Annotated in this window: 8 protein-coding genes; 2 read left to right on the forward strand and 6 right to left on the reverse strand. The window is 46.6% G+C overall.

Annotated features, from left to right (window positions below; genetic code table 11):
• Positions 1-5 precede the first annotated feature (5 nt).
• Positions 6-2,117 (forward strand): ribonuclease R, encoded by a 2,112-nt coding sequence (rnr, locus tag ACMJ0U_RS11910; RefSeq protein WP_417130115.1) that lies wholly within the window; start codon positions 6-8, stop codon positions 2,115-2,117.
• A gap of 80 nt (positions 2,118-2,197) precedes the next feature.
• Here the strand turns inward: rnr and ACMJ0U_RS11915 are convergent, their stop codons facing one another.
• Complete coding sequence (locus ACMJ0U_RS11915) at positions 2,198-2,350, reverse strand: hypothetical protein (protein ID WP_417130116.1); 153 nt, start codon at positions 2,348-2,350, stop codon at positions 2,198-2,200.
• 67 nt (positions 2,351-2,417) lie between these two features.
• Here ACMJ0U_RS11915 and ACMJ0U_RS11920 point away from each other — a divergent pair, with 67 nt between their 5' ends.
• Positions 2,418-3,323 (forward strand): serine O-acetyltransferase, encoded by a 906-nt coding sequence (locus ACMJ0U_RS11920; RefSeq protein WP_417130110.1) that lies wholly within the window; start codon positions 2,418-2,420, stop codon positions 3,321-3,323.
• Positions 3,324-3,586: 263 nt separating this feature from the next.
• Here the strand turns inward: ACMJ0U_RS11920 and fucO are convergent, their stop codons facing one another.
• The 5 genes from fucO to ACMJ0U_RS11945 form a co-directional block, all read right to left on the reverse strand.
• Positions 3,587-4,741: a lactaldehyde reductase gene (gene fucO / locus ACMJ0U_RS11925; protein ID WP_417130111.1), complete on the reverse strand. Its 1,155-nt coding sequence runs from the start codon at positions 4,739-4,741 to the stop codon at positions 3,587-3,589.
• A gap of 32 nt (positions 4,742-4,773) precedes the next feature.
• Positions 4,774-5,583 carry a rhamnulose-1-phosphate aldolase gene (gene rhaD / locus ACMJ0U_RS11930; RefSeq protein WP_007560202.1) on the reverse strand — a complete coding sequence of 270 codons (810 nt, stop codon included), beginning with the start codon at positions 5,581-5,583 and terminating at the stop codon, positions 4,774-4,776.
• Between the two features lie 25 nt (positions 5,584-5,608).
• Positions 5,609-6,619, reverse strand: coding sequence for an L-rhamnose/proton symporter RhaT (gene rhaT / locus ACMJ0U_RS11935; RefSeq protein WP_417130112.1), 1,011 nt, complete (start codon positions 6,617-6,619; stop codon positions 5,609-5,611).
• A 65-nt stretch (positions 6,620-6,684) separates the two neighbouring features.
• Positions 6,685-7,938, reverse strand: a complete 1,254-nt coding sequence (locus ACMJ0U_RS11940) for an L-rhamnose isomerase (RefSeq protein ID WP_417130113.1) — start codon at positions 7,936-7,938, stop codon at positions 6,685-6,687.
• A 6-nt stretch (positions 7,939-7,944) separates the two neighbouring features.
• Positions 7,945-9,423: a rhamnulokinase gene (locus ACMJ0U_RS11945; protein ID WP_417130114.1), complete on the reverse strand. Its 1,479-nt coding sequence runs from the start codon at positions 9,421-9,423 to the stop codon at positions 7,945-7,947.
• Between the last annotated feature and the right edge of the window lie 109 nt (positions 9,424-9,532).

Here is a 9,532-nt window from a genome sequence, read left to right on the forward strand (position 1 = left end):
AACACCTGAAGAAAAAAGAGCTCGTAGAAATGCTGCTCAACTATTTCCGCACAAAGCCGAATGAAGCATTCAGCCTCAAGCAGTTGTTCCAAGCTCTAAAACTTACAACCCATCCGGGAAAAATGCTCTGCATAGACGTAGTGGAAGAAATGTTGGAAGACAACTTCCTGATTGAAATCGAAAAAGGGCGCTATAAAATCAATGACAAAGGACAGATTCTGACCGGAACCTTCGTACGTAAAAGTAATGGAAAGAACTCGTTTATTCCTGAGGAAGGAGGAGAGCCCATTTTCATTGCCGAACGCAACTCTGCCCATGCGATGAACAACGACAAGGTGAAAGTTTCCTTGTGCGCCAAGCGCAAACGGCATCAACTGGAAGCACAGGTAATCGAAATCCTGGAACATGCCAACGAAACTTTTGTCGGTGTACTGAAGGTGAGCAAAAACTATGCTTTCCTACTCACAGAAAACAGTACCCTGGCCAACGACATCTTTATCCCGAAAGACAAGCTGAAGGGCGGAAAGAACGGCGACAAAGCCATTGTCCGTATTACCGAATGGCCGGAAGAAGCGAAGAATCCGTTTGGCGAAGTAATCGACATCCTTGGAAAAGCGGGCGACAACACTACTGAAATGCACGCCATCCTGGCCGAATACGGCTTGCCGTACGTATATCCACAGGCGGTAGAGGCTGCTGCGGAAAAGCTGTCGGCAGACATTACTCCGGAAGATTACGCCGAACGAGAAGATTTCCGCGATGTCGTGACGTTCACCATCGACCCGAAAGATGCCAAGGACTTTGATGACGCCCTGTCTATCCGCACCCTGAAACCGGGGCTATGGGAAGTCGGCGTACACATTGCAGACGTATCCCACTATGTAAAAGAGGGAAGCATCATCGACAAGGAAGCTGCCAAGCGCGCCACGTCCGTTTATCTGGTAGACCGTACCATCCCGATGCTGCCAGAACGCTTGTGTAACTTTATCTGCTCCCTGCGTCCTGATGAAGAAAAACTGGCTTACTCTGTCATTTTCGATATGAATGAAAAGGCAGAAGTGAAGAACTACCGTATCCGTCATACGGTCATCAAATCAAACCGTCGGTTCACGTACGAAGAAGCGCAGCAAATTATTGAAACAGGAGAAGGTGACTACAAAGAAGAAGTGCTTCAGCTGAACCGTCTGGCTCAGATTCTGCGGCAGAAACGAATGAGCGCAGGATCTATCAACTTCGACCGCTGCGAAGTAAAATTTGAAATTGACGAGACAGGCAAACCGCTCAGCGTATACTTCAAGGTGTCTAAAGAAGCCAACAAGCTGATTGAAGAATTTATGCTGTTAGCAAACAAGACGGTGGCAGAATACGTAGGAAAAGTTCCGAAGAACAAAAAGCCGAAGGTACTTCCTTATCGTATCCACGACCTGCCCGACCCCGACAAGCTGGATAACCTGAACCAGTTTATCGCCCGCTTCGGCTACAAAATCCGTACGGGAGGCAGCAAGATTGAAGTTTCCAAATCACTGAATCACCTGCTCAACGAAATTGAAGGCAAGAAAGAACAAAACCTGATTGAAACAGTATCCTTGCGCGCCATGCAGAAAGCACGCTATTCGATTTATAACATCGGACACTACGGACTGGCATTCGATTACTACACGCATTTCACCTCTCCTATCCGCCGTTACCCGGACTTGATGGTACACCGTCTGCTTACCCGTTACCTGGCTGGAGGGCGAAGCGCACAGGCCGACAAGTATGAAACACTCTGCGAACACAGTTCGGCCATGGAGCAGACCGCTGCCAGTGCGGAACGTGCATCCGTGAAGTACAAACAGGTGGAATTTATGGGTGAACGCATCGGAGAAGTGTACGACGGTGTAATTTCTGGTGTCACAGAATGGGGGCTTTACGTAGAAATCAACGAAAACAAGTGCGAGGGCATGATTGCCATGCGCGACTTGGGCAACGATTTCTATGAGTTCGACGAGAAGAACTACTGCCTCATCGGACGTCGTCACCATCAGAAATTCAGTCTCGGCGACCCGATTAAGATTAAGGTAGCCCGTGCCAACCTGGCCAAAAAACAGCTGGATTTTGTGTTGGCTGAAGCATAACGAACCACTTTATAACTAAATTATTTCCCCGCTTCTTTCTGGAAAGTTTCTGTTTTCAGAGATGGAAGTGGGGATTTTTATCATTTCACCCTGCGGTTCAACTGGTTATTCGCTTTCTCCGGACGAGACTTTCCCACCCGTTTTCCACTTGTCTTTTTCTTATTGCTCTGTTTTGCCTTGAAGGCAAACGGATTTTTCTTGTTTACGACCATACCATTCTGATTTTTCCACAAAAATAAGATTTTATTGGATTCATCACAAAATATCGTTATTTTTGCCCATTATCAAAAAGAAAGAATCATGAGTCCAATTGATTACACACATATACTGACAAAGGCTGTTGACGAACTTTCCGACAGCCAATCTTACCGTGGACTGTTCCATCAACACAGAGAGGGCGAGCCGCTTCCTTCCGGAAAATCACTGGAACGTATCGTGGAATTGTCACGCACCATCTTGTTCCCCGGCTACTTCGGTAATTCTACCATCAACAGCCAGACCATCAATTACCACATTGGTGTCAATATTGAAGAACTGTTCTCTCTGCTTATTGAACAAATACAGGCCGGACTGTGTTTCGGGGTGGAAAATTCAGGCCAGTGCGACTGTCAGTCACCCTGCCGTGCCACGGCTACCCAGTTAGCTGCTGAATTTATCAGCCGTCTGCCGGAAATCCGCCAGATTTTAGCGACAGATGTGGAAGCCGCATACTACGGTGACCCGGCTGCCACCTGCTTCGGTGAAATCATCTGCTGTTATCCCGTCATCCGTGCAGTGACCAACTACCGGATTGCCCACGAGCTCCATCGGCTCAACATACCTCTTATTCCGCGCATCATCACGGAAATGGCTCACTCCGAAACGGGAATCGATATTCACCCGGGTGCACAAATCGGACATCATTTTACCATTGACCACGGTACGGGTGTCGTAATCGGTGCGACCTGCATCATCGGCAATCACGTGAAACTGTACCAGGGTGTCACACTGGGTGCCAAGAGTTTCCCCTGCGACGAACAGGGAAATCCCATCAAGGGTATTCCACGTCATCCGATACTGGAAGACAATGTGATTGTCTACTCCAATGCCACCATTCTGGGACGTATCACTATTGGTGAAGGAGCTACCATTGGAGGCAACATCTGGGTAACGGAAAGTGTACCTGCCGGTGCCCGCATCGTACAGCGAAAGAGCAAGGAAAATTAAGGGAAAATACCTCGCCCAAAAACGCACTTACGTTTACTCCAAAACACAAGGACGTTTGAAACCAAACGCAAGTACATTTCATCTGAAACGCCTTTGCGTTTCAATCCAAACGTAAAAGCGTTTGAAAGTAAACGCAAAGGCGTTTTTTTTGATATCTCAAAAGGCCGCTTTTTCCCTTAGAAATCCTCAAAAAAATAACGTCCGCAGTCCCGGAAAACTCACCGGAAACTGCGGACGCTTTGTATATAAAACAATATGGATGCTTAGAAAGCCTTATGGTAAAGAGCTTCAATGTCTTCTACTGAAGTCGGACGAGGGTTACCTCCGGTGCAGACATCATTGAACGCATCGATGGCCAACTGATGCAAGTCTTCTTCCTTCACACCGATTTCATGCAACTTCTGCGGAATACCGATGCTCAAAGAAAGCTGGCGGACAGCTTCTACCGCAGCCTTTACACCTTCTGCTTCGCTCATGCCGGCAGTATCTACTCCCATCGCCTTGGCAATATCCAGGTACTTCGGTGCGGCAGGAGATTCTGCATTGTATTCCATGACATAAGGCAACAGCAATGCGTTGGCTACGCCGTGCGGAGTGTCATAGTGTGCACCGAGAGGATGAGCCATAGAGTGAACGATTCCCAGACCTACGTTGCTGAATCCCATTCCGGCAATATACTGTGCCTGCGACATGGCTTCACGAGCCACCGGGTCACTGCCATTGTCTACGGCAGCCTTCAGGTTCTTGGCAATCATTTCAATGGCCTTCAGTTCGAACATGTCCGACATCACCCAGGCTCCCGGAGTAATGTAGCTTTCAATGGCATGTGTCAGGGCATCCATACCTGTAGCCGCAGTCAGTCCCTTCGGCATAGAATACATCAGCTCAGGGTCTACGATAGCTACCGACGGAATATCGTTCGGGTCTACACATACCATTTTCTTGGTAGCAGCCTCATCAATAATCACATAGTTGATAGTAACCTCAGCCGCAGTTCCGGCAGTAGTAGGCAGAGCAAAAGTCGGCACTGCTTTATGCCGCGTGTCTGCTACACCTTCCAACGAACGTACATCTGCAAATTCCGGATTGTTCACCACGATACCGATACCTTTCGCCGTATCAATGGAAGAACCACCCCCCAATGCCACGATAAAATCAGCACCGGAAGCCTTGAAAGCAGCCACACCGTTCTGCACATTCGCAATAGTAGGATTGGCTTTTACATCACTGTATATTTCGTAAGGAATACCTGCCTTTTCGAACACTTCCACCACCTTGTCGGCTACGTGAAAACGAATCAGGTCCTTGTCAGTTACAAAAAAAGCTTTCTTGAAACCTCTGCGGCTAGCTTCAGTAGCGATGGCTTCGCGACATCCGGCACCAAAGTAAGAGGTTTCGTTCAAAATCATTCTGTACATAATTTCATGGTTTAAAAGGTTAGATTTAATATTTATTTCGGAAGATGGAACACGTCTGTCAGTTCCTGCATCTGCTCTTTCGTCATACCGTCCGGTTCAAATCCCATGCAGCGGGCATTGATATAAATCTGGGCAGCCTTGGTCAGCACGTCAATCTGGTCGAATGCATCCATTACGTCAGTACCTACGGCAAACACACCGTGTTTTTCCCACATTACTACATCGTAATCGTCCAATTCCTTCAGTGTAGCATCTGCCAATTCTACTGAACTCGGCATCTTATAAGGCACGATACCCAATCCACGCGGACAGAATGCCTTTGTTTCCGGAATCATACTCCACAACAGATAAGTCAGCACATCCTTTTCCAGGAACTTCGGAGTATGGCTCATTGCCACCAGTTCGATGGGGTGTGTATGTACGGTAGCCTTTTTCTGGGCACCTTCCGCAATCAGCGTATTGTGAACAGTCAGGTGAGAAGCCACTTCCGAAGTCGGCATCACCGGCTGGTCAGCAATAATGACATAGCTGGCACAATCGTCGCAGATACGAATCACAGAACCGTTTTCCATCGGCCAGCGAGCCAGGTCGCGCATACGTTTCTGAGTACCCTTACAGAAGAAGTAACAGCCTTTCAGATGCGGCAGTACCGCTCCAATCTGTTTCGGCTCACTGATGGCCGGCATCTGACGGATTTCATCGTCCACAAACTCTGTTACATTGATAGTGATATTTCCACCGTTGCGTTCAGCCCATCCTTTTTGCCACAAATATCCGGCCACTTCGGCCACTTTATTGATTTCACGGGCCAAACCCGGACGTCCTTCAAGAATTGATTTCATCATATTACGTATTTAAATTTGATTTTTATTTCAATAACTGCGGAAGGAAAGAAGATACAATCAAGACAATCAGTCCCAATACCAGTACCCAGATGGTCTTTGCAGAACATCCTTTCCATTCCTTCAAAATAATTCCCCACACATTCGAGAATGTCACATTCAGCGACATCAGGATACACCAGGAGAACGTAAGCAGTACCGGTGAAGCTACCAGGAAGCCTTTTCCCAGACTCAAGCCAAAGAACTGGCTATACCATAACACACCGGCTAAAGCACAGAATAAAATGTTGTTCACATAAAGCGAAGTCTTTCCATAATCGCCCCATGTCTTGTTCTTTGCATTCTGATAGAAACAATACACCATGTTGGTAAGGAAACCTCCGGCAGTCACCATAAAAGTGGCCGGCAGAGTTTTATACACTTCTGCACTTTCCGGGAAGCACAAACTTTGTCCGAATCCTAATCCGATGCTGAAACAGGCACTCATGAAACCCGCCAATAAAGCTACGAAAATTCCTTTGGTAAAATTGAAATCTTTCACCGCTTTTTTCTTTTCTTCCTCACTCAGGCTGGCCGACTTCATGTTTCCGGCATAACCGATGATACCGATACCCAGCAAAGTCACAATTACTCCCACAATGACCGGCATAGTCAGCTCCTCCATGTGACCCGTAAAAATAGGTGTCAAGATAGTTCCTAATCCGGCACAAGTTCCCAGCGAGATAGACTGCCCCAATGCTACCCCAAGGTAACGCATACTCAAACCAAACGTCAAGCCGCCTACTCCCCAGAGTACACCAAAGAACATCGCCCAAAGCGTATCCACTGGATGAGCCGCATAAATCTCAAAAAGGCTGTGTCCATCCGGAACAGCTAGCAACGCTCCCAAGAAAGGAAAAACGAGCCAGGCAAATACTCCCTGCACAATCCAGTAAGATTCCCAGCTCCAGTTCTTTATTTTATTAATGGGTACATAGCAGCTCGACTGACAGAATGCTCCCACTGCAATAATCAACAATCCGATAATGATTTCCATAGCCTATAAATTAAGCCAGCCGGATGACGGGCTAAACCAGCTTTTCCCGCCATCCGGCTGTAAGATTAATTTCTCTTGGAAGTTACTTCCGCTTCGTATTTTTCAACCTCAGCAATGTATTCTTCGCCTACAGGTACATTATTCTTCAAGCAGAACATATCCCATACAGCTCCCCAAGGCAATGACTTGCATTCTTCGAGCAATGCCAGACGCTGGAAACCGCGGTCAGTTTCTTCATAGTCACGCAGCGTGTTCAGCGGTTCGAGCAATGCCTGCAGCAAGCACTTCTGTGTAGCACGCATACCGATTACATACGCACCGATGCGGTTGATAGATGCATCGAAGTAATCCAGACCGATGTGTACACGGTTCAACGCATTGCAACGTACGATTTCCTTGCACAAGTCGAGTGTATCGTCATTCATGATGGTTACATGGTCTGAGTCCCAACGAACCGGACGGCTTACGTGCAGCATCAGTTCCGGTACATAGAGCAACAGAGAAGAAACCTTATCAGCCACACTTTCTGTCGGATGGAAGTGACCGGTATCCAATGTAATCAGTTTCTGGTTCTGTACACCATAACCAATATAGAAGTCATTAGAACCCACTGTATAGCTTTCCAGACCAATTCCGAATACTTTTGACTCGATGCAGTCCTTCATATTGTCATATTTCTGTGCAAAAATCTGGTCCAAAGAATCTTTCAGCAATGCACGGTATTTCATGCGGTTTACGGTAATGTCTTTGCTACCATCATGCACCCACAAGTTCATGATACAAGGGTCACCCTGACGTTTACCCATTTCTTCAGCAATGGCACGGCAGCGTTTGGTATGTTCAATCCAGAAATCACGGATAGCCTTATCCGGATTTGACAAAGACAAGTTGCCAGACTTCGGGTGAGAGAAAGAAGTAGAGTTGAAATCCAGCTTCATATCATTCTCTTTTGACCACTGCATCCAGCCTTCAAAATGTTTTACTTCCACCTGGTCACGGTCAACAAACTGTCCACCAAATTCACCATAGATTTCGTGCAAGTTCAAGCGATGCTTTCCCGGTACGTAAGAAGCAGCCTTCAGAATATCTGCACGCAATTCCTCAATGTTGCGAGCCTTTCCCGGATAATTTCCAGTAGCCTGAATACCTCCGGTCAGTGAACCCTGTGATTCGAATCCTGTCACATCATCTGCCTGCCAGCAGTGCATTGACAGAGGTACAGACTGTAAAGTTTCCATTACGGCATCCGTATCGATACCCAATTTAGCATAGCGTTCTTTTGCGACTTCATACGCATTGATAATCATTTGTTCTTTCATGGCAAATTATTTTTTAATGATTGATATATATTTTTGATAAGCTTCGTTCCACACTTCTGCATCTGCCGGAGAGAAATAATCCGGCTCTACATTGACGGAAATCACGTTACGCATTTCCTGCAACGTACTTACTACACCGGCAGCTTTAGCCTGAAGCATAATATTTCCAATCGAAGAAGCCTCACTCGGTCCGGCCACTACCGGCAAACCGATGGCGTTCGAAGTAAACTGGTTCAGCAATTTGTTTCGTGAGCCTCCTCCAATGATATGCAACTTTTCAATCGGATTTACAGAAAGTTCACGGAATACATCGAGTACCTCACGGTATTTCAGTGCCAGACTCTCAAAAATGACACGGATAAACTCACCGTGTGTTTGCGGCGCATCCTGACCGGTACGTGCACAATATTCACAGATAGCTTTCGGCATATCCTGCGGATTCGTAAATCCCGGGTCATCCGGATTGATGAAGCAAGCAAACGGACGAGCGGCCTGAGCCAGTTCCACCATCTGCGGATACGTATAATCCGTTCCTTCCTTATGCCATTTCTTCAGGCATTGTTCTACAATCCACATACCAGTGATATTCTTCAGCAAACGAATGGTACCATCCACTCCACCTTCATTCGTAATGTTATAATGAGTCGTCTTTTCATTGACTACCGGCCCATCTGTTTCAATTCCCATCAGCGACCAGGTGCCTGAGCTCAAGTAAGCAAAGTTCTTATTGGCAGCTGGTACAGCCGCTACGGCAGAAGCCGTATCGTGTCCGGCTACAGCAATCACCGGAACCGGTTCTATCTGAAGTTCTTCACACAAATCCTTGGTCAGCATACCGATTTTTGCTCCCGGTTCCACCATATCCGCGAACAACGAGTTGTTAACCCCCAGTACTTCCAGTAATTTCTCATCCAGCTTACGCGTTTCCGGATTCAGCAACTGAGAAGTCGATGCAATGGTATATTCTGTCACCATCTTTCCAGTCAGCAAATAAGAAAGTGCATCCGGCATGAAAAGCAGGCGACTGGCGTGCGTCAGTCCGAAATCTTTCCGCTGCTTCAAGGTGTACAACTGGAAAATGCTGTTGAAATCCATATGCTGGATTCCTGTTTTTCCATACAACTCATCTGCCGACATCACCTTTTCAAAAAACTCTTCCTTCTTACCGATAGTCTGCGGGTCACGATACGCATACGGAAGACCTATCAATGATCCTTCCCCGTTCACAAAAGCAAAATCCACTCCCCAAGTATCGATACCGATAGAAGTGACAGGCACTTTCTTCTGTGCTACGGCAGCCAGGCCTTTCTTCAAATTCTCATACAAGGAAAAAATATTCCAGTAAAAATGTCCGTTAAGTTGCAGCATCTGGTTCGGAAAGCGAGTAACTTCCTCAAGTGTCAATTTATCACCGGTCAGCGTCCCCAATATGGTTCTTCCGCTGGTTGCTCCTAAATCAAATGCAATAAAATATTTGGAATCCATGCTAAAAGTTTATTTGGTTAACTACTGGTACAAAAGTAGAAAGAAAAAATTCCCTTCTTGCAGAAGAAATGACTTTAAAATATAAGTTTTTGATTTTTCCTGTTCCACC

The organism is Phocaeicola sp. (assembly GCF_048170425.1).
GTDB lineage: Bacteria > Bacteroidota > Bacteroidia > Bacteroidales > Bacteroidaceae > Phocaeicola.